Origin of the sequence: Pacificimonas aurantium (assembly GCF_020092905.1) — a bacterium.
Classification (GTDB): Bacteria; Pseudomonadota; Alphaproteobacteria; order Sphingomonadales; family Sphingomonadaceae; genus Pacificimonas; species Pacificimonas aurantium.
On the sequence record NZ_JAGSGB010000003.1, the window covers coordinates 183351 to 202580 of the forward strand.

20 protein-coding genes are annotated in these 19230 nt (G+C 66.5%); 14 read left to right on the plus strand and 6 right to left on the minus strand.

Annotation, left to right across the window (positions count from 1 at the left end; translation table 11 throughout):
* Positions 1-13 precede the first annotated feature (13 nt).
* Positions 14-1096: a collagen-binding domain-containing protein gene (locus KCN53_RS13970; RefSeq protein WP_172406323.1), complete on the plus strand. Its 1083-nt coding sequence runs from the start codon at positions 14-16 to the stop codon at positions 1094-1096.
* An 85-nt stretch (positions 1097-1181) separates the two neighbouring features.
* Here the strand turns inward: KCN53_RS13970 and KCN53_RS13975 are convergent, their stop codons facing one another.
* Both KCN53_RS13975 and ygfZ read right to left on the minus strand, forming a co-directional pair.
* A complete protein-coding gene (locus KCN53_RS13975; RefSeq protein WP_088713611.1) occupies positions 1182-1472 on the minus strand; it encodes a hypothetical protein in 291 nt (96 codons plus the stop codon).
* Positions 1469-2311: a CAF17-like 4Fe-4S cluster assembly/insertion protein YgfZ gene (ygfZ, locus tag KCN53_RS13980; protein WP_088713610.1), complete on the minus strand. Its 843-nt coding sequence runs from the start codon at positions 2309-2311 to the stop codon at positions 1469-1471. The genes KCN53_RS13975 and ygfZ overlap by 4 nt, the downstream gene beginning before the upstream one ends.
* A 293-nt stretch (positions 2312-2604) precedes the next feature.
* On the opposite strand from ygfZ, the gene KCN53_RS13985 reads away from it, so the two are divergent.
* A complete protein-coding gene (locus KCN53_RS13985) occupies positions 2605-3093 on the plus strand; it encodes a YaiI/YqxD family protein (RefSeq protein ID WP_088713609.1) in 489 nt (162 codons plus the stop codon).
* Between the two features lie 64 nt (positions 3094-3157).
* Here the strand turns inward: KCN53_RS13985 and pyrC are convergent, their stop codons facing one another.
* The gene (gene pyrC, locus KCN53_RS13990) at positions 3158-4258 is read right to left on the minus strand and encodes a dihydroorotase (protein WP_088713608.1); all 1101 of its coding nucleotides are present in this window, start codon (positions 4256-4258) and stop codon (positions 3158-3160) included.
* Between the two features lie 186 nt (positions 4259-4444).
* Between pyrC and KCN53_RS13995 the strand changes: the two genes are divergently transcribed.
* From KCN53_RS13995 to KCN53_RS14030, 8 genes are all read left to right on the plus strand, one after another.
* Complete coding sequence (locus KCN53_RS13995; protein ID WP_088713607.1) at positions 4445-6049, plus strand: MFS transporter; 1605 nt, start codon at positions 4445-4447, stop codon at positions 6047-6049.
* Between the two features lie 274 nt (positions 6050-6323).
* Positions 6324-7472 carry a CaiB/BaiF CoA transferase family protein gene (locus KCN53_RS14000; protein ID WP_088713606.1) on the plus strand — a complete coding sequence of 383 codons (1149 nt, stop codon included), beginning with the start codon at positions 6324-6326 and terminating at the stop codon, positions 7470-7472.
* Positions 7462-7791, plus strand: coding sequence for a hypothetical protein (locus tag KCN53_RS14005; protein ID WP_088713605.1), 330 nt, complete (start codon positions 7462-7464; stop codon positions 7789-7791). The genes KCN53_RS14000 and KCN53_RS14005 overlap by 11 nt, the downstream gene beginning before the upstream one ends.
* A gap of 2 nt (positions 7792-7793) precedes the next feature.
* Positions 7794-8417, plus strand: a complete 624-nt coding sequence (locus tag KCN53_RS14010; protein WP_088713604.1) for a class I SAM-dependent methyltransferase — start codon at positions 7794-7796, stop codon at positions 8415-8417.
* 138 nt (positions 8418-8555) lie between these two features.
* Positions 8556-9239, plus strand: a complete 684-nt coding sequence (gene gntA, locus KCN53_RS14015; protein WP_088713603.1) for a guanitoxin biosynthesis heme-dependent pre-guanitoxin N-hydroxylase GntA — start codon at positions 8556-8558, stop codon at positions 9237-9239.
* Positions 9194-9817 (plus strand): DUF1989 domain-containing protein, encoded by a 624-nt coding sequence (locus KCN53_RS14020; RefSeq protein WP_224199746.1) that lies wholly within the window; start codon positions 9194-9196, stop codon positions 9815-9817. The genes gntA and KCN53_RS14020 overlap by 46 nt, the downstream gene beginning before the upstream one ends.
* Positions 9818-9853: 36 nt before the next feature.
* Entirely contained in the window at positions 9854-11026 is a 1173-nt protein-coding gene (locus KCN53_RS14025) for an acyl-CoA dehydrogenase family protein (RefSeq protein ID WP_088713602.1), read from the plus strand.
* Positions 11027-11086: 60 nt separating this feature from the next.
* A complete protein-coding gene (locus KCN53_RS14030; RefSeq protein ID WP_088713601.1) occupies positions 11087-11524 on the plus strand; it encodes an ABA4-like family protein in 438 nt (145 codons plus the stop codon).
* Positions 11525-11553: 29 nt separating this feature from the next.
* Here KCN53_RS14030 and KCN53_RS14035 read toward each other — a convergent pair whose 3' ends face one another.
* From KCN53_RS14035 to KCN53_RS14045, 3 genes are all read right to left on the minus strand, one after another.
* Positions 11554-13665 carry a TonB-dependent receptor plug domain-containing protein gene (locus tag KCN53_RS14035; RefSeq protein WP_143712283.1) on the minus strand — a complete coding sequence of 704 codons (2112 nt, stop codon included), beginning with the start codon at positions 13663-13665 and terminating at the stop codon, positions 11554-11556.
* 155 nt (positions 13666-13820) lie between these two features.
* Positions 13821-14693 carry a hypothetical protein gene (locus KCN53_RS14040; RefSeq protein ID WP_088713599.1) on the minus strand — a complete coding sequence of 291 codons (873 nt, stop codon included), beginning with the start codon at positions 14691-14693 and terminating at the stop codon, positions 13821-13823.
* Between the two features lie 195 nt (positions 14694-14888).
* The gene (locus tag KCN53_RS14045; RefSeq protein ID WP_088713598.1) at positions 14889-15146 is read right to left on the minus strand and encodes an SWIB/MDM2 domain-containing protein; all 258 of its coding nucleotides are present in this window, start codon (positions 15144-15146) and stop codon (positions 14889-14891) included.
* 180 nt (positions 15147-15326) lie between these two features.
* On the opposite strand from KCN53_RS14045, the gene KCN53_RS14050 reads away from it, so the two are divergent.
* From KCN53_RS14050 to KCN53_RS14065, 4 genes are read left to right on the plus strand one after another with little or no spacing between them, the layout of a single operon-like run.
* A complete protein-coding gene (locus tag KCN53_RS14050; RefSeq protein WP_088713597.1) occupies positions 15327-16559 on the plus strand; it encodes a threonine synthase in 1233 nt (410 codons plus the stop codon).
* Positions 16556-16984 carry a cupin domain-containing protein gene (locus tag KCN53_RS14055; RefSeq protein WP_088713596.1) on the plus strand — a complete coding sequence of 143 codons (429 nt, stop codon included), beginning with the start codon at positions 16556-16558 and terminating at the stop codon, positions 16982-16984. The genes KCN53_RS14050 and KCN53_RS14055 overlap by 4 nt, the downstream gene beginning before the upstream one ends.
* A complete protein-coding gene (locus KCN53_RS14060; RefSeq protein ID WP_224199748.1) occupies positions 16977-18011 on the plus strand; it encodes a sodium:calcium antiporter in 1035 nt (344 codons plus the stop codon). Before KCN53_RS14055 ends, KCN53_RS14060 begins: the two co-directional genes overlap by 8 nt.
* Positions 18008-19228: an Nramp family divalent metal transporter gene (locus KCN53_RS14065; protein ID WP_088713595.1), complete on the plus strand. Its 1221-nt coding sequence runs from the start codon at positions 18008-18010 to the stop codon at positions 19226-19228. The genes KCN53_RS14060 and KCN53_RS14065 overlap by 4 nt, the downstream gene beginning before the upstream one ends.
* The last annotated feature ends 2 nt before the right edge of the window (positions 19229-19230 follow it).

Consider the following 19230-nt stretch of genomic DNA (forward strand, 5'->3'; position numbering starts at 1 on the left):
AAGACGAGGTAATATGCTGTCCCTTCGCAAGTCCATAGTTTCGCGTACTGCCGTTGCGGCTGCGGTTGCTGCCGCGTTCGCGGCGCCTGCCGCCGCGACGCCGATCGAGGGCCTGCAGATCATGCGCGAACTGAACCTCGTTGCGCTGGGCAATGCGAGCACGAACCATGATGTCGAGGGCCGCACCTATGTTGGCGGCAACCTGACCGGCGGCGGCACCTTCAACAAGGGCGGCCAGGGGAATGAGACGGCCTCGAACCGTCCGGTCCTTCAGGTCGGCGGCAACATCACCGGCATGAAGAATATCCAGTCGAACGGCCTGTCCAACCCGGTCGTCGAAGCGGGCGGCCATGTCGGCAACATGAACCTGAACGGTACCTTCACCGTTCGCGCCGGCGGATCGATCGGCATCCAGAACAAGAACCAGAGCACCTTCGAGGAAGGCGCGCAGGTCAGCATCCCCTATTTCGGCGATACGTTTAACGATCTCTCCTTCCAGCTCGCCCAGCTCTCCGACACCGGCGGCAGCTATCATCTGGACGGCCAGACGCTGGTGGTCGATCCGGTCGCCGACATGAGCGGCGTTGCCGTCATGGATCTGGGCGACGTCAATTCGATGCTGCAGAGCGGCGGTTCCTATTTCTCGTCGATCGCCTTCAACGACGATGCCGAGGCGATGGACACGATCGTGATGAATGTGGGCGGCAGCAGCTTCTCGTTCGACGACAATTTCCTCGGCGGCGGCATCTACGCCGACCTGATGTCGCTGTCCTCCAACGTCATCTGGAATTTCTACGAAGCCGTCACGCTCGATTTCAACCGCGAGTTCTTCGGCTCGATCCTGGCCCCGCTCGCGACCATCACGAACCAGAACGCGCTGAACGGTTCGGTCGTCGTCAACACCGCCCAGCTGAACGGCGAGGTTCACCTGTCGACCTATGGCGGCCAGAACCTGACCTTCTCCGATCCGCCCGGCCCCATCGGCGGCAACCCCGGTGGCGGCAGCGAATCCGTTCCGGCGCCCGCCGCGCTCGGCCTGCTGGCCTTCGGTCTTGCCGGCGCCGGCATTGCGCGCCGCCGCCGCAAGGCCGGCTGAACTTGCCTCCCGGGCTAAAAGCTCCCTTGATTTAAAGGCTCCGGACTTGATTCGGAGCGCTCGGGGCGCAGACACGGCCGCCCGGTCAACCGATCCCGGAGGCCGGGTCGTTCGCCTTCAGGTGATCGGCGACGGCCTTCGACTCCTTTAGACCGAGTCCCGTTCGCTGGCGGATTTCCTTCACGGCCTCGGCCGACCGTCCCTGTTTCAGGCATGTCGCGGCGGCGAGCCGGTCTTCGGTCGACATCTGCGCCGCCAGCTTCGCCGGCCGTTCGGGGTCGAGCGGCGCCCGGTCGACCTTCGGTGCGCTCAGCCGTCCGATGACGATGCCGATGGCGAGCGCCGCGAGGGCAAGGACCAGCGCACCGGTCGTCATGCCTCCGCCTCGCCTGTCTCTCCAAGCGCCGTTTCCCGCGGGAACCAGTGCGGCCAGGCGATTTCGCACGCCGCGCCGCCCACGCGCAGCGGCTCGTCGGCATATTCCAGCCTGAGCTGCGCCATGCCGCGCACGCCGTCCTCGGTCTCCGCGACGCTGACCAGCGTTCCGGCGCTCTTGCCGCCTGCGGTGACGACATCGGTAGCCTCGCCCGGTCCGGTCGAGAGCGAGACGGGAAGGACGCGCTTTCTCACCTTCCCGCGATAATTCATGCGCGCGGTATTCTCCTGACCAACGAAACAGCCCTTGGTGAAGCTGACGCCGTTCAGGCGGTCGGCGTTCGATTCCAGCCACATCAGCTTTTCCGGCTCGAAGTCGGGCGAATCGGGCACGCCCAGCCGGATGCGCCGGGCATGGAAGTCGGCAAGGTCGCCGGTCACATGCGCCGTTGCGGCGAGCCAGCGCTGGCCCAGGGCGGGATCGCGCGGATCGTCGGGTGCCACGACCAGCGGCTCGTCCCACGCGGCGAAGACGCGCTGTTCGACCTCGGCGATGTCGAGCGGGCGGCGCAGGCGATAGCGCTTCAGCGCAGCCAGCAGCGGCTCGGTGCGGTCCGCCGGGACGTCGAGCAGCAACTCCTCATTCCCGTCGCCCCCGGTCCCGCCCTGCCAGACGATCATGTCGGCGATCAGCTTGCCCTGCGCTGTAAGCAGCGCGGCCCAGGCCGGTGCCCCTTCCGCGACGGCACCGATGTCGTTGGTAAGGAGGTTGTTCAGGAAGTCGCGGGCGTCCTCGCCGTGGACGCGGATGACGGAGCGGTCGCTGAGGTGAATGATCATGGGGCCTGTCTAGCGGATCGGGCGGAGTGAAGGAAACGGAGAGCGGAAGAGGCTGTAGGTCACAGTAGGTCACACCTCAGCGCGCGCGTGCGCGCATGTACGCGTGCGCGAGGCGCGCGTCCTAGCTTCCGATCGCGGATCGGGGGGCAAGAATTGAGCGGACGGATCGGGCGTTTGTCGGGCAGGAGTGTGGGGCATGAGCGGGACCATGCTCACCGAAAGCCCTATTTTGCCAGAGCCCCATTTGCCAGACGGGAATTGCGCCGCCGCTGCCGAGCGGCGAAGCAGGGCGCGTGACCGAATCCCTTCCTGCTGCGGCGCGGCCGCGTATTCTCGTCGACGGCGATGCCTGTCCGGTGAAGGACGAAATCTACAAGGTAGCGTGGCGGGTCGGCGTCCCTGTGCTCGTCGTCGCCAATGCCTGGCTGCGCATTCCGGACCATGAGCTTCTGTCGTTCGAGCTGGTCGGCGGCGGCTTCGACGAGGCCGACGACCGGATCGTCGCGCTGGTCGCCGAGGGCACGCACCGGGAACTGGTCGTAACCGCCGATATCGAGCTGGCCGACCGCAGCCTGAAGGCAGGGGCGGGGGCCGTGCTCGCGCCGACGGGAAAGCCCTTCACGGAGGCGAATATCGGCAGCGCCATGGCGACGCGGGCGATCATGGCGGACCTGCGCGCGGACGGGTCGCAGCTGGGCGGGCCGCCGCCCTTCAGCGCGCGCGACCGGTCAACCTTCCTGCAGGCGCTGGACCGGGAGGTGATGCGGCTGGGACGGACGTGAGGCCAGCGCGAAGCGACGGTCATGAACCGCCCTCGCGGAAGCGCCGTCTCGCCGGTTCGGCTGGTCAGCCTACCATGCGCCAGCTCGTGCGCTCGCCGGCGCGGAATGGGACGACGGGTTCTACGCCCGTGGTCAGCACGTCCGGCACCTCGACTTCGGCGCGGGCGAGCGTGACGGTCCCTTCGTTGAGCGGCAGGCCGTAGAATCGGGGCCCGTTCTCGCTGGTGAAGGCCTCGAACCGGTCCAGCGCCTCTTCTTCTTCGAACACCTGCGCATAGCTTTCGAGTGCATGCGGCGCGTTGAAGATACCGGCGCAGCCGCAACCGCTCTCCTTCGCCGGGCGGGCATGAGGCGCGGTGTCTGTTCCGAGGAAGAAGCGTGCGTCGCCGCTGGTGGCTGCGCGGCGGAGCGCCAAACGGTGCCGCTCGCGCTTGGCGATCGGCAGGCAGTAGAAATGCGGACGGATGCCGCCGGCGAAAATCGCGTTGCGGCTGAACATCAGATGATGCGGCGTGATGGTCGCGGCGATCCGGGGGCTGCCGTCGATCTCTGGCTGCGCCGTCACGAACTGAACGGCGTCCTCGGTCGTGGCATGTTCGAAGACGACCTTGAGCGACGGGAAATCAGCGAGAACAGGCGTCAGTACCTTTTCGAGAAAGACAGCCTCCCGGTCGAAAATGTCGATCTCGGGGTCGGTGACCTCGCCGTGCACGAGCAGAGGCATGCCGACCTGCTGCATGCGCTCGAGCACCGGGTAGATGTTCGCCACGTCGGTCACACCGTGCGCGGAGTTGGTGGTCGCGCCTGCAGGGTAGAGCTTTGCGGCAGTAAAGACGCCCTCCTCATGTCCCCGCGCAAGCTCTTCGGGCTCGACTTCGTCGGTGAGGTAGGCCGTCATCAGCGGCTGGAAGTCCGCATGATCGGGAAGCGCCGTCATGATGCGGTCGCGATAGCCGCGGGCGGCGGCCACCGTCGTGACCGGCGGAGCGAGATTGGGCATGATGATCGCCCGCGCGAACTGGCGCGCGGTGTAATGGGCAACGGCGCGCAGCATATCGCCGTCGCGCAGGTGGACATGCCAGTCGTCCGGACGGCGGATGGTGAGGGAGGCCGGGACGGATCGCGAAGAGTCCTCGCCGGAGAGCGGGCGATACGGGCTGGTCATGTGGTGCGACTTAGGGCCGGTCGCCCGATTTCGCTACCGGGCAGGGCGCGTCCCGGTTTGTCGGAAGCGGGCGAAGCCAACCGGCGTGCAGACGGTCGGGACGAGGTGGTGCCGCGCCTCCATTGCGGCGGGGGCAAGCCTGCCCTAACAACCGGAAAAACGGACAATCCGGGGGGAGAGGTGCGCATGGGTTCGGGCGCCGCATCAGATGTACATGTCGAGGATCCGATCGATCCGCAGCGCGACCGGCTGGTCATCACCGCCAGTTCGCTCGGCACCGTGTTCGAATGGTATGACTTCTTCGTCTACGGCACGCTGGCGGCGCTGCTCGGCCGCATGTTCTTCCAGGTCGAATCCGAGACGCTGGGCTTCCTGCTGTCGCTGCTGACCTTTGCGGCCGGCTTCCTCGTCCGGCCGCTCGGTGCGGTCGTGTTCGGCTATCTGGGCGACCGGATCGGCCGCAAATATACTTTCCTCGTCACCATCACGCTGATGGGCCTGGCGACCGCGGGTGTCGGCATCTTGCCCACATACGCGTCCATCGGCGTGTGGGCGCCGTTCATCCTGGTAGCGCTGCGCGTGATCCAGGGGCTGGCGCTGGGCGGCGAATATGGCGGTGCGGCCATCTATGTGGCCGAACATGCACCGCCCGAGAAGCGAGGTTTCTACACCGGCTTCATCCAGGTCAGCGTGACGGGCGGTTTCCTGCTGGCGCTGGCGGTGGTGATCGGTTCGACCTGGCTGGTCGGAGAGGAGGCGTTCAACGCCTGGGGGTGGCGCATCCCGTTCCTCTTCTCGATCCTGCTGCTCGCGATCAGCCTCTATATCCGCCTGAAGCTGAACGAGAGCCCGGTCTTCCAGAAGATGAAGGCGGAGGGCCGTTCGGCCGAGAACCCGCTGCGCGAAAGCTTCGACAGCTGGGGCAATGTGAAGCTGATCCTGATCGCGCTGTTCGGCATCGCTGCCGGTTTGACGGTGATCTGGTATAATGCGCAGTTCTACACGCTCTATTTCCTGCAAGGGGCGAGCCAGGTGTCGGAAGCGGACGCGCGCAACATCATCGCCTTCGGCGTCGTGGTGGCCGCACCGAGCTTCGTCTTCTTCGGCTGGCTGTCCGACAAGCTGGGGCGGCGGAAAGTGATCTGCACCGGATATCTTGCGACGCTGATCCTGCTGTTCCCGATCTACTGGATGATGGCGGACGCAGCGAACCCGGAGCTGATGCAGGCGATGGACGAACAGCCGGTCACGGTCGCGGTCCCCGCGGACTGCAACTACGAACCCTTTGCCGACGTGCAGCAGGGCGACTGCGAAAACGCGCTTGGCTGGCTGGCCGCGAACGGCATCGACTATTCGACCGTCCCCGCCGAAACCTTCCAGGTAAATGTCGGCGAGCGGCTGGCGGTGCAGGGCTTCGACCCCGACGCTCTGCGCGCCGCGCTCGACGAGGCGGGCTATCCGCGCGCCAGCAATCCGGAGACGCGCAGCCTGCTGCCCGTGCTGTTCGGAGTGATGCTGCTGGGGATCCTTGCCGGCGCCACTTATGGACCGGTCGCGGCGACGCTGGTCGAGCTGTTCCCAGCGAAGATCCGCTATACCAGCCTCAGCATTCCCTACCATTTCGGCGCGGGCGTCTTCGGCGGCCTCCTGCCGGCGATCAGCCAGTATATCGTCGTATCGACGGGCGGCATTTTCGCCGGCCTGTGGTACACATGGGTGATCACCGCTGTGGCGCTGTTCACGGCCTTCTTCTTCCTGCCCGAACGCACCGGATCGGACATCTCGGGCTAGCGGGCCCGGGGAAGAGGTTGCGGAGAAAAAGAGATGCGCCGCGGCCAGGGGGGAAGACCGCGGCGCAGGGAATGGCGGCGCCATTCCCGGGGGGGATCGTGGCCCACCAAAGCCTTGTCCTGGAAAACGTTCCTCAAATAGTTGATAACAAAAGGTAATTTACCTTTGTTATGATGCCGCGAGGACGGAAATCCTTCGGCTTTTGAGGAGGTTGCCGCTGGTCGCGGGCACGCGCAGGGTGCAGCCGCAATTTGCGGACAGTGAAAGGACGCCCATGCAGGCGAATGCGCATCAATCCGGATCGGGGCCGCTGGCGGGGGTGAAGGTGCTCGACTTCGGGCAGGTCGTGTCGGCGCCGATGGGCGCGATGTGGCTGGCCGAGCAGGGCGCGGACGTCGTCAAGGTCGAGCCGCCCGCAGGCGACCCGCTTCACCTGTCGGGGCCGACGGTGAACGGCTACAGCGCGCTCTATGCCGGGGTGAACCGCGCGAAGCGGCTGGAGGTGCTGGACCTGTCGGATGCGGACAGCCGTCCGCGGCTGGAAGAGCTGATTCGCTGGGCCGACGTCCTGATCCAGAATTTCCGTCCGGGCGTCGCGGAGCGGCTGGGTCTGGGCTGGGAGGATGCGAAAGCGCTGAACGACCGGCTGATCTACGTCTCCGTATCGGGTTTCGGCCCCGACGGCCCCTATGCCGGCCAGCGCGTCTACGACATGGCGGTGCAGGCGGTGACGGGCATGGCCGATGCGCAGTCGATCGCCAGCGGAAAGCCCACGCTGATGGCCGATATCGTCGTCGACAAGGTCACCAGCCTGACCGTGGCGCAGGCGGCGACCGCTGCGCTGTTCGAGCGTGAGCGCAGCGGAAAGGGGCAGCATATCGAGATTGCGATGCTCGACGCCGCGCTCGCCTGGCACTGGCCTGAGGGGCTGTGGCACGAGACCTTCCCCGATGCCGAGAGCGACTATCCGCCCTATGCGAAGCTGAACAAGCCCGTGCCGGCAAAGGACGGCGCGGTGGTTCAGGGCGCGATGCAGTATAAGGAGGCGACCGCGCTGGCGAAGGCGGTGGGCATGGGCCACCTGCTGGCCGAAGAGCGCTTCTCGACCCTGGAAACATGGCGCGAGAATGGCCGCGAATTCTGGCGCGCCCTCAATGCGAAAGTCGCCGAAACGCCGGTGGCGGAGCTGCGCGAAGGGTTCATCCGCGAAGAGGCCATCGGCGCGGTCATCAACCCGGCAGAGGCGGTGAAGGACGATCCGCAGGTGAAACATCGCGACCTGATCCGCGACATCGAGCTGGAGGGCGTCGGGCGCGTGCGGGCGCCGCGCCATCCCGCCCGTTTCAGCCGGACGCCGGCGGGCGATCCGAAGGCGCCCCCTCCGAAGCCGGCGGCGACGCCGTCCAAGCCCGGTGGCGGCTGACCCGCAAAGAACGCCCGACGGCCGCTACATTATCGTCGACGGCCGGTTGTGGCGCGCCGCCAATCCGGACCTGTCCCGGGACGACCATAGCCGCCTTGTCAGCGAGTTGATGTCCGCGCGGCGGGCAGTCGGTTCGGCCACCCGCAGCGGCGACGAAACTGCCGAGCGCGAGGCCCGTGGCAGGGTTCATGCGGCAAAGGTCGCGCTCGGCGAGCGCGGGCCCGTCTGGTGGGCTGACGGCGCTCGCGACGAAACGCGGACCTTGGTAAGAAACTCAAGCTACGCGCGCTGGTGGGAAACGCGGAGGGGGGAGGAATAGCCATGGGGCTTTATGGCAAGCATGTGCTGCCGCGGCTGATCGACGTTGCCTGCGGCACGACCGAATTCAGCGAACAGCGGGCGGACATCCTGCCGGCCGCCGAAGGCGTGGTTCTCGACATCGGCATCGGGACGGGCCTGAACCTGAAATTCTACGACCCGCGCCGGGTGACGAGGTTGATCGGCCTCGATCCGTGCGAGACGAGCCTGAAGCTGGCGCATAAGGCCGCGAGCGATTGCACTATCCCCTTCGAAACGCTGGCCGCAGGAGGGGAGGCGATCCCGCTTCCCGACGACAGCGTGGATACGGTCGTCCTGACCTATACCTTGTGCACAGTCCCCGACGTGGCCCCGGTGCTGGCGGAGGTGCGCCGCGTACTGAAGGAGGACGGCCTTCTCCTCTATGCCGAACATGTGCGCGCCCCGGAGCGGAAGCTCGCGCGCTGGCAGGACCGGCTCGTCAAGCCTTGGGCGGCAGCCTTCGGCGGATGCCAGCTGAACCGAGACACCGAGGCGCTATTGCGGCAAGCCGGATTCCGCAGCGGCGACATGACGCTGGAGAAGGTCCAGCGGCAGCTTCCGCTCGTGGCCTGGCAGGCCAAGGGCAGGGTACGCGCCTCGGCCTGACCGCGCAGACCCGCCGAAAGGTTCAGGGTCAAACGATTTTGCAGGAACCAAAGCCGCCTCCGAAGGTTGGACGCGAACAATGTGTTTCTTCATAAATAACAATAATATACCTATGTATATTGCAGCGCGGAAGTCCTGATGCCCAGGCAGGATTTTCTCCAGACCCAGTTCGAACGCTTCCTGAAGCGGAGGGAGTTTCCCTGCGTCGGCGCCAAAAGCGCGCTCGGCAAGGGCCAGATCGATTATTTCTTCGGGCGCGATATCCGCTCGGCGTGGAACGACCTTCCGCTGCGGCAGGCGTTGGCGCAGTTCGGTGCCCGGTATCGCCAGAAACCCACGCTGTTCCGCAGCTTCGTGGCGATCTTCGCCCGGCCGCTCGCGCTGGAGGAAGAAGAGTTCGAAGCGGCGCTGTGGAAGCGCTGCCAGTCCTTGCACGAAAAGGATATCTGGCTCGGCGCGAAGTGGGACAGGGCGGTCGATCCCGATCCGAACAGCCCGCATTTCGGCCTGTCCATCGGCGGCTCGGCCTTCTTCGTGGTGGGGCTGCATTCGGCGTCCAGCCGCCGCGCCCGCCGTTTCCGTTACCCGACCCTGGTGTTCAACCTGCACGACCAGTTCGAGCAGCTTCGTGAACAGGGCCGTTACATCAAGCTGAGGACAACGATCCTGGAACGGGACGAAGCCTGGAGCGGCTCGGTCAATCCGATGCTCAGCACCTTCGGGGAGGAGTCGGAAGCGCGGCAATATTCCGGCCGCCAAGTAGGAGATGAGTGGACATGTCCGTTCAAACCGCGGCTCTTGCCTTCGAACGCCCCATCATGACGTACCGCATCCCCCCGAGATCGGGGACGGCCTTCGCGCTGGAAAAGGGGCAGCGACTGACGGTGATCGATCCCGAAGGCGAGCAGGTCGCCGACCTTGCCGCCTTTTCCGCAGCCGACCCGCGCGAGGCGATCTCCAACGGCCGCACGATCGACTATGCTTCCAAACTGTTCTTCACCACCGGGGACCTGATCTATTCCAACCGGTCGAGCGTGATGTTCGAGATCGTCCACGACGATGTCGGCCGGCACGATTTCCTGCTGACGCCCTGTTCGGCGGAGATGTTCAGGAAGCTGTACGGCGAGGACGAACCGCATCGCGGCTGCTTCGGAAACCTGGCGGCGGCGCTTGAGCCCTATGGCATCCAGCCGGACCAGATTCCGGTCGCGTTCAACGTGTTCATGAACGTACCCGTCGACGGAAAGACCGGCGAGATCCGCGTGGATCCGCCGCTGTCGAAGCCGGGCGACACCTTCACCATAGAGGCGAAGATGGACCTGATCGTGGGGCTCACGGCCTGCTCCGCGGGTCAGTCGAACAACTTCACCTACAAACCCATCGACTACCGTATCGAATAGGCGGGCCGGCTCCGCCGTGCCTGATAGGCTGGCGGTATGGAATTCGAACTTGCCGAAGAGCACCGGATGCTCGCCGACCTCGCGCAGCGGTTCGTGCGCGAGCATCTATATCCCCTGGAAGCGGCTGTGCTGGAGCGCGATGCGGAGGGCCAGGGATCCTATTTGACCGCCGAGGAAAAGGAGCGGCTCGACAAGGTCTCGCAAGAGATGGGCCTCTGGTCGCTCGACGCGCCGGAGGAGGTGGGCGGCATGGCGCTGCCCTATGTCGCGCTGGTCGCCGTCAACGAGGCGATGGGATCGAGCGCGATCCAGTATCACCTGCCGCCCGACAGTCCCAATCTGCGGATGCTGGTCGCAACGGCAAAGGGACAGCAGGTCGAGGCCTATCTGCAGCCCTATGCTCGCGGCGAAACGGTCTCCGCCATCGGCATTTCAGAGCCCGGCGCTGGCGCCGATCCGCGCGGCATGAAGACCAAGGCCGTCTATGACGAAGCGGCGGACGAGTGGGTGATCAACGGCCGCAAGATCTGGATCACGCGCGCCGCCGAGGCAGACTTCACCATATTGATGGCGGTCACCGATCCCGAGACGCGGGCAATGTCCGCCTTCCTGGTCGACCGCGATGCGCCGGGCTTCAACGTCCTTCGCCGCATCCCCATGCTGGGCGGCGAATATACCTATGAAGTGACGCTGGAGGACTGCCGGGTCCCGGGCTGGAAGCTGCTGGGCGAGGAAGGCGGCGGATTCGCGCCGATGCAGGTGCGGCTCGGCACGCGCCGCATGGAGATGGCGGCATGGTCCATCGGAGCGGCGCAGCGCGCGCTCGACATGATGACCGACTATGCGCCGCAGCGAACCGTCTTCGGCGAAACGCTGGCGCAGAAGCAGGCCGTGCAATGGTGGGTGGCCGACGGCGCCACGAAGATCCACGCCGCGCGGCTGATGGCCTATGACTGTGCGTGGAAACTGGACGAGGGCAGGGACGTGCGGACCGAGATTTCCATGCTGAAGGTCTTCGCGACCGAGATGGCGCAGGAGATCATCGACCAGGCGATGCAGGTCCACGGCGCCATGGGGGTGACGAAGGAGTTGCCGCTGCAGATGCTGGCAGGGAAAATCCGCAACATGCGCATCTATGACGGGCCGAGTGAGGTGCACCGTATGGTCGTTGCGCGAAACCTGATGAACACGAGGGGCCAGACGCGTTAGGATGAGCGCTGCGGCCGTGCAGGAGGTCCTGCGGGCCGGACGTAGCAGCGGGAGGGCAGGATGAACGCGGACCTGATATTCCAGGCGGGCAACCTGGGCGCCCTGTTCGCCTGGGCGGTGCTGATCCTGCTGCCGCGCTGGCAGGGGACGCAGTGGATCGCGGGGCTGGCCGGCCCGGCCCTGCTGGCAGCGGCCTACGTCATTCTCCTGTCTTGCAGCGTGGCCACCGAACCGGGCGGCGGCGGCGGGTTCGGCTCCATCGCCGAGGTGAGGGCACTGCTGTCGACCGACATCGCCTTCACGGCCGGGTGGTTTCATTATCTGGCCTTCGACCTGTTCGTCGGCGCCTGGGAAGTACGCGAGGCGCAGCGGCGGGGTCTGACCCATTGGGCGGTCATTCCCTGCCTGCTGCTGACCTTCATGGCGGGTCCGGCGGGGCTGCTCCTGTTCCTGATCCTGCGGGCGATGCGCATGGGCAAGGTCGCCGCGCCCGCCTGAAACATGCCGCTGGAGGACGTGAAGGGCGGCTAGAAGCTGCCCTCGATAGTCAGCGTGAAGACCGTCCCGAAGGTGCGGTAGCGGTCCTCTCTCCTGTCGATGAGGCCGGCCTCCTTGTCGGCGTAGATGGTCCGGAAGGCGTTTTCCTCCAGGTCGAAGGCATTGCCGACGGTGCCGCGCAGCGTGAGGCCCATCACATCCTTGTTCTCTATGAAGAATTCCGGGAAGGGCGCGTTCGTGAAGATGCTGCGCTCGGTCAGCCGTTCATAGGGCGAATATTGCTCGTAATAGACGCCCCCGCCGACGGCCCAGTCGCTGCCTGCGAAGTCGTGACGCAGACTGACTTCCACATCGGTCTGAAGCTCGTCCGAGATGGGACGGCCGAGGCCGGTCAGCGGATCGTCGACGTCCGTCTCGCGGAAATTGAGATAGAGTTCGAGCCGCGTCCCCGGCCAGCCAAGCGGTTCTGACAGGAAGGTGCCGTCGAGTTCCACGCCGTAGCGGGTGGCCTTCCCGGCATTGCCCGGCGCCTCGCCGCCGCCGTCGATGGGAATCTGGTCGACAATGTCCTCGATGGCCTCGCCGAACAGCGAGAGGGTGACGGAGCCGAAGGCGCCGAGATCGCGCGTGCCCTCGACTTCGAGGAGCCAGCTTTGCGGCGGTACGAGGTTCGCGTTGGTCACATCCTCGCGGTCGTCATTGATGTTCACCCCGGCGATGAAGTCGTAAAAGTCGAGCTGGCCGACCTTGCGCTCCAGCTTCGCGGAGAGATCGAGCCGCGGCCCGGCGTCCCAGTCGAGCGAGACCGATCCCTTCGGTCGCCAGAAGGTGCGGACCTGTCCGCCCGCGCCGACCTGGCTGAGCCGGGAATATTCGACGCCGCCCACAGCCTGGATCTGGAACGCGGGCGAAAGGGCGCGGCTATGGCTGAGCAGGGTTTCGCCGCGCTCTTCTTCGACCCGGTCGTCGCTGCCGTCGAGAGCGACAGGGACGTAGACACCGTCGCCGTCGAGGCGCTCCAGATCGCTCTCTATGTCGAGGATGTTCTTCGCCGCTTCCGCCGAGAGCTGGAACTCCCCTCCCAGTCCGGTCCAGCTATATTCCGCGCGCGCGATCGTCTCGGCCTCGTTCGCTTGCTGGCGGTAGCGTTCGCCGTCGGGAGGGCTGCCGTCCGCGAACAGCTGGTCGAGCCCGAACCTGAACTTGCTGTTCTCATAGCGCCTGAGCCCGATCAGCTTCAGGCGGCCGCCTAGCAGCGCGAACTCATAGTCGCCGCCGAGTTCGTAATTATACTCCTCCTCGCGCTCGAAAAAGCTGCGCGTCCGGTCGACGTCGATACTGCCGCTGCGCAGCGAGATCTCGTCGCCGCGAAACCAGTAAAGCTGCCCCTCGGCGTTGAGATTGAGGATGTTTCCGTTGTCGGCGCGGTAGGTATAGGCCCCCGACAGGATGGGACGGTCGCCGTAATAGGTGCCCTTTTCCTCGCGCGTGTCGATAAGGACGCCGCTTCCGGTCGTGACATATTCGGTGCCGGCATTGCCGCTGCGGTTGGCCTGATTTTCCAGGCTGAGGGTCCAGTCGGTCTTTGCCCCGCCGCCTGCGACGGAAATTTCGGCGGAGCCGAGGCGCGCCTGCGTACCGCTGGTGCGGAATTGCGGCGACCAGCGCCACTGGCCGCTGACCCGGCCCGCGCGGGTGACCGCGTTCAGCACCTGTCCCGACAGGCCGGGCACGTCGAGGCTGGCACCGTCGACGATCTCCAGCCGGATCACATTGCCGGCCGGGATGCGGCTGAGCGCGTCCACCGGACCGTTCGACTTGCCGGAGATGCGCTCGCCATTGATGAGTACGTTGCTGGTGGCCTGGCCGAGGCCGCGCCGGCTTTCCACCTGGTCGATCGAGAAGCCGGGAATGCGGCGTACCATGTCGAGCGCCGTACGCGGCGCGAACTGCACGAAGTCGGCCGGCGTGAAGGTGCGGCGCCCGTCCGCTTGCAGCGGATCGGGGGCAGTCGCGTCAGGTGAGGGTACGGAGGTTGCATCCGGGGTGGGCGGCGGCGGCGAAACCTCCTGTGCGAAGGCGGCGCCGGACCACAGGGACAGCATCCCCGTCCCGGCCAAAATCAAGGGCTTAATGTTCATGCAGACTGGTTAGGCTACGTTTGTAGCATAGCCTAGCCGGTCCCCCAGCCGCTCGTCTAAGGGGCTTTACCGTTCGTCGAAACGGGGTGCGGCGGCGCCGGTCACCGCTGTGCGATCAGGCTGCTCGCGAGTGCAGGCCGGCGCCGGGCCGGCTATCAGTCCGGGACTTCGTGCCGGTTGCGCGGCTCTCTCCGGTCGCGGGAGCCGGACGAGGACGCGCGACGTGCATCGCGGCGCTCATTCCTCACTGCCGCACGCGCGGCCTCCTGCCGGGCCTGCGCGGCGCGCTGCTGAGCCGCTCTTTGCTGCTGGGCTGCCCTCTGCTGCTGGGCTGCCCTCTGCTGCTGGGCTGCCCTCTGCTGTGCAGCCCGTTGCTGTGCAGCCTGCTGCTGGGCGGCGCGCTCGCTGTGCTGCCTGCGCGTCCGGTCGCCGGCCTCTGCGGCGCGGCGGCGGTCTGCCCGCTCGCGGTCATCAGACCGGTCCGTGCGGTCGGCGCGGACACGTCGCTCGTCTCTGCGATCGCGCTCGTAGCGGTCACGATCATCGCGGTCGTAACGGTCCCGGTTATCTCGGCCGTAACGGTCGCGGTCGTAGCGCTCGCGGCGCGTGTCGCCGTAGCGGCTGTCTCGCTGCTCGAGGCGGGCGATGCGCCGGTCGATCCGCCCCAAATCTACGCGCGGATGCTCGTGCCGCCAGCGCCGGAAGCGGTCGTGCCGCGCCTGCCAGTAGCGCTGGTGATGCGGACGCCAGTGATAGCGGCTCCCGCGCCGGTCGTAGACGTAGATGCCGTAGCCCGGATAATAGAAGTCGTCGTACCAGCCATAATAGACCGGGATGCCGTAGCGAACTGCCGAGCGGTAGCCATAGCCATAGCCATAATCGTCCCGCCAGGGTTCGTAATAGCCGCCGGGATAGCTGGAGCCATAGTGCACCGACGCGCTGCCATAACCGTCATAGTCGCCCATCGAGCAGGCGCCCAACGCGAGGGCAGCAGCGGCGGTCAGCCCGGCCTTCATCAGGATTTTCATGAGTTTGCGCCTCCCTCGTACATCTTGCGACAAATGTAGCGAGGGCGCATTGAACGGGTCATGAACCCGCCGCAGGGGCGCGGTTCATCTTTCCGCTCTGTGATCGGATAGGCGGGACCAGAGGCGCAGCTCCGGACGCGCGGGAGGCGGCGGCAGGGCACGGGGGCCCCGCCGGTCACCAAGTCGTACGGCCGCTCAGGCCTTCGTCATGTGCGGCGAGATCAGCTTGTTCATTTCGAACATGGTGACCTTGTCCTTGCCGAAGACCGGCTTCAGCAGGCCGTCGGACATGATTTCCCGTTTATTTTCGGGGTTCTGAAGGTCGTGCTTCTTGATATAGTCCCACATGGCGCTGACGACCTCGGCGCGGGTCATCGTGGATTTGCCGGTAACCGCGCTGAGTTCGGGCGACAGGTTCATCGGCTGCTGCAGCGCGTTGGTCGATTTGGCCATGGGTAACTCCCTTTTGTCGCGGTGCCGGAGGAGTGGGTCTCACCGCTGGTTTCACTGGCGCGACTAGAGCGCGGGATTCGCCTATGGTCAATGCGGAAACTGGCGGAAATCCACGTTTTCCACGCTAGTTTTCGGCCATTGCAACGTGACGCTGTGTCGCTGGACCGGTAAGGCGACGTCATGACAGCGCAAAATATACCGAATTTCGTTTCGCACCTTGAATGTTCTTGGACCGGCGAGCGCGCCGAGGCGGGCGTCCCGCAGCAGCTGTCGCCCGCCGGAAAGCCCTATCTCGTCCGCTACGATCTCGAGGGAGCGGCGGCTGCCCTGACCAAGGAGACGGTGGCGGCGCGGGGCGGCGGCATGTGGGCCTGGCGCGAATTGCTGCCGGTCAGCCGCGCCGAGAATGTGGTCAGCCTGGGCGAGGCGGCGACGCCGCTTATCGACCTGCCACGTTTTGGCAGCGCTCACGGCGCGCGTGCGCCTGTGGTCAAGGACGAAGGGCGGCTGCCGACGGGAAGCTTCAAGGCGCGCGGCCTCGGCATGGCCGTCTCCATGGCGAAGGAACTGGGCATCGGGCGGATCGCCATGCCGACGAACGGCAATGCCGGCGCGGCGCTTGCCGCCTATGGCAGCGCGGCGGGGATGGAGACCTATGTCTTCTGCCCGGCCGACACGCCCGAGGTGAACGTCCGCGAGATTGCGCTGCAGGGCGCGAAGGTCTGGCGCGTAAACGGCCTGATCAACGATTGCGGCAAAATCGTCGGGGAGGGCCGCAAGCGCATGGGCTGGTTCGACATGTCGACGCTGAAGGAGCCCTACCGGATCGAAGGCAAGAAGACGATGGGCCTGGAGCTCTTGTGGCAGCTGGGCTGGCAGGTCCCTGATGCGATCTTCTACCCGACCGGAGGCGGCACCGGCCTGATCGGCATGTGGAAGGCCTTCGACGAGCTGGAGCGGATAGGCTGGATCGGGTCAGAGCGCCCCCGCATGATCGCGGTCCAGGCGTCGGGCTGCGCACCGATTGTGCGCGCCTATGAGCGCGGCGAGCGCACCGCCGAGCCGTGGCAGGATGCGCATACGGAGGCTGCCGGCATCCGCGTTCCTGCCGCAGTGGGCGACTTCCTGATTCTCGACGCGGTGAGGGACAGCGGCGGGTTCGCCATGGCCGTGGACGATGCCGAGATCATGGCGGTACGCGACCGCATTGCGAAGGAGGACGGCCTGCTCCTGTGCCCCGAAGGCGCAGCGACGGCAGCGGCCTGGGCGCGCGCGCTCGATGAAGGCAAGGTGGGCAAGCAGGACCGTGCGGTGCTGTTCAACTGCGCAACGGGCCTGAAATATCCCATGCCGCCTGCACCGCAGGCCCTCGACAAAGCGGCCGTGGACTGGGAAGCCATTGCGGAGGCATGACCGACGCGCGCACCATCATCGAAACGCTCGGCCTGGAACGGCATCCCGAGGGAGGCTGGTACCGCGAGACCTGGCGGCGCGAGTCGGACGAGGGTGGCCGCGGAACCGCGACCGGCATCTACTATCTGCTGCCCGGTGACGAGCGCTCGCATTGGCACCGCGTCGATGCCGACGAAATGTGGCTGTGGCATGCGGGCGCGCCGCTGGTCCTGAGTTTGGCGGAAACCGACGAGGGGCCGGCGCGAGACCATGTGCTCGGCGCGGACCTGACGGCCGGACAGCGGCCGCAAGTTCTGGTTCCGGCGCAAAGCTGGGAGGCGGCGCGGCCCGACGGCGGCTGGAGCCTAGTCAGCTGCATCGTGTCGCCCGCCTTCGACTTCGAGGGCTTCATCCTCGCCCCCGCCGCCTGGCGTCCGGGTGCCTGACATTTCCCAGTTCGGCACGCCGGCGCTCGCCGGCCTGCTGGGAGCAGCCGCGCTGCTGATTGCCTATGTGGGAACCCGGCTTGCGCGCATGGCGGATACCATTGCCGACCGGACCGGACTCGGCGAGGCGCTGATCGGATCCGTGCTTCTGGGGGCGGGGACGTCGATGTCGGGCATCGTCACCTCGATCTCCACCGCGGCGGGCGGCGCCCCCGATCTGAGCGTTGCCAATGCGCAGGGCGGCATTGCGGCGCAGACCATGTTTCTCGCACTCGCCGACATCGCCTATCGCCGCGTGAACCTGGAGCATGCCGCCGCGAGCGCGGTGAACCTGGCGCAGGCCAATGTCCTCATCATCCTCACCATCCTGCCGATCCTCGCCTGGTCGCTGCCCGAGGTGGCCTTCTTCGGCGTCCATCCCATCACCCTCGTCCTGATCGCCGCCTATGGCATCGGCCTGAAGAACGCGCACAGCGTGAAGCGGCATCCCATGTGGGTGCCGCGCCAGACCGACGCCACGCGCGACGAGGACGCGGACGAGACGCCGAACAAGCATTCGAACCTGTTCCTCGGTCTCGCCTTCTTCGCGCTGACTGCAGTCGTCGGCGTGGCCGGCTGGGCCGTGGGCCAGGCGGGCATCGAGCTGTCCACGCGGTCCGGAATTTCCGAAGGCGTCGTCGGCGCGCTGATCACCGCGGTCATCACCTCGCTGCCCGAGCTGGTCACGACCATCGCGGCCGTGCGGGCCGGCGCGCTGCAGCTTGCGGTAGGCGGGATCATTGGCGGCAACATGTTCGACGCGCTGTTCGTCGCCGCGAGCGACGTGGCCTATCAGGAAGGGTCGATCTATCACGCCATAGATAGCCGGACGATCTTCTGGTTCATGCTGGTTCTGCTGATGACCGCGGTCCTCCTGATGGGCCTCCTGCGACGGGAACGGCAGGGGCCGGCAGGGATCGGCTGGGAGTCCGTGCTGCTGCTGGGCCTGTGGGCCGGCGGCGCGGCGGTGCAGGGCGCTCTGGGATGACGGCACAGCGCTCGCGCATCCGCTTCGGTCCCGGCCTGCTGGTGGCGGCGGCGTTTATCGGGCCCGGAACCGTGACCACATGTACGGTGGCGGGCGCCTCCTTCGGCTATGCCCTGTTATGGGCGCTGCTGTTCGCTACGGCTGCGACCATGGGCCTGCAGGAAATGGCCGCGCGGTTAGGCGCAGCGGGCCGGATGGGCCTGGGCGAGGCGCTGAGGGCCGACTTCGATGCCTCGGCGCTGAAATGGCCGCTGGCAGCGCTCGTCGTCCTCGCGATCTTTGCGGGAAATGCCGCCTATGAGGGCGGAAACCTGGCCGGCGCGGCTCTCGGCGCCGAGGCGCTGGGTCTGGGCGATGGCGCGCACTCCGCGATCATCCTTGGCTGCGCGGTCCTTGCCGCCCTGCTGCTTCTTACCGGCAGCTACCGCCATATCGAACGGGCGCTTATCGGTCTCGTGCTGGTGATGGCAGTCGCCTTCATCGGCGCGGCAATCCTCGTTCGCCCGGACTTCGGCGAGATCGCCGCCGGGCTGTTCGTGCCCGAGCTGCCCGCCGCGGGGACGATGACCGCGCTCGCGCTGATCGGCACGACCGTCGTTCCCTACAATCTGTTCCTCCACGCCTCTGCATCGAAAGCGCGCTGGTCTGGCCCTGAGGATCTGGGCGCGGCGCGCAGCGACACAATCCTGTCGGTCGGACTGGGCGGCGTCGTTTCCATGATGATCGTCGCCACCGCCGCTGCCAGCCTGTTTCGCTATAGCCTGGAGGCGGACAGCGCCGCCGCGATGGCGGCGCAGCTGGAGCCGGTAGCCGGGCGGTTCGCGCCCCTGCTGCTGGGCGGCGGGCTGCTCGCGGCCGGCCTGACCAGCAGCATCACCGCGCCGCTGGCGACCGGTTATGCCGTCGCAGGCCTGTTCGGCTGGCGCGCCGACGCGTCCGCACGCGGGGTGAAGGGCGTTGCGGTGACGGTCATCCTGGTGGGCGCGGTGCTGGGGACAAGCGGGACGCGCCCGGTCGACCTGATCCTGGCGGCGCAGGTGGCAAACGGCCTGCTGCTGCCGATCATCGCCATCTTCCTCCTGTGGGCGATGAACCGGAGGGCGCGGCTCGGCGCCCATGCGAACGGCCTGTTTGCGAATGTGGTGGGCGTGATCGTCGTTGCCGTGACGCTGCTGCTTGGCGCGCGGCTGGTGGGGCTTGCGCTCGGCCTGCTTTGAAC

Excerpts from the sequence above, each read along its gene's own strand:
- KCN53_RS14025 (WP_088713602.1), top strand. The coding sequence starts at position 9,854 with ATGGAATTCGAACTTGCCGAAGAGCACCGGATGCTCGCCGACCTCGCG.
- KCN53_RS14020 (WP_224199746.1), top strand. The coding sequence starts at position 9,194 with ATGTCCGTTCAAACCGCGGCTCTTGCCTTCGAACGCCCCATCATGACG.
- KCN53_RS13995 (WP_088713607.1), top strand. The coding sequence starts at position 4,445 with ATGGGTTCGGGCGCCGCATCAGATGTACATGTCGAGGATCCGATCGAT.
- KCN53_RS13970 (WP_172406323.1), top strand. The coding sequence starts at position 14 with ATGCTGTCCCTTCGCAAGTCCATAGTTTCGCGTACTGCCGTTGCGGCT.
- KCN53_RS14010 (WP_088713604.1), top strand. The coding sequence starts at position 7,794 with ATGGGGCTTTATGGCAAGCATGTGCTGCCGCGGCTGATCGACGTTGCC.
- KCN53_RS14030 (WP_088713601.1), top strand. The coding sequence starts at position 11,087 with ATGAACGCGGACCTGATATTCCAGGCGGGCAACCTGGGCGCCCTGTTC.
- KCN53_RS14000 (WP_088713606.1), top strand. The coding sequence starts at position 6,324 with ATGCAGGCGAATGCGCATCAATCCGGATCGGGGCCGCTGGCGGGGGTG.
- KCN53_RS14055 (WP_088713596.1), top strand. The coding sequence starts at position 16,556 with ATGACCGACGCGCGCACCATCATCGAAACGCTCGGCCTGGAACGGCAT.
- gntA (WP_088713603.1), top strand. The coding sequence starts at position 8,556 with ATGCCCAGGCAGGATTTTCTCCAGACCCAGTTCGAACGCTTCCTGAAG.
- KCN53_RS14040 (WP_088713599.1), bottom strand. The coding sequence starts at position 14,693 with ATGAAAATCCTGATGAAGGCCGGGCTGACCGCCGCTGCTGCCCTCGCG.
- ygfZ (WP_088713610.1), bottom strand. The coding sequence starts at position 2,311 with ATGATCATTCACCTCAGCGACCGCTCCGTCATCCGCGTCCACGGCGAG.
- pyrC (WP_088713608.1), bottom strand. The coding sequence starts at position 4,258 with ATGACCAGCCCGTATCGCCCGCTCTCCGGCGAGGACTCTTCGCGATCC.
- KCN53_RS13975 (WP_088713611.1), bottom strand. The coding sequence starts at position 1,472 with ATGACGACCGGTGCGCTGGTCCTTGCCCTCGCGGCGCTCGCCATCGGC.
- KCN53_RS14050 (WP_088713597.1), top strand. The coding sequence starts at position 15,327 with ATGACAGCGCAAAATATACCGAATTTCGTTTCGCACCTTGAATGTTCT.
- KCN53_RS14035 (WP_143712283.1), bottom strand. The coding sequence starts at position 13,665 with ATGAACATTAAGCCCTTGATTTTGGCCGGGACGGGGATGCTGTCCCTG.
- KCN53_RS14065 (WP_088713595.1), top strand. The coding sequence starts at position 18,008 with ATGACGGCACAGCGCTCGCGCATCCGCTTCGGTCCCGGCCTGCTGGTG.
- KCN53_RS14045 (WP_088713598.1), bottom strand. The coding sequence starts at position 15,146 with ATGGCCAAATCGACCAACGCGCTGCAGCAGCCGATGAACCTGTCGCCC.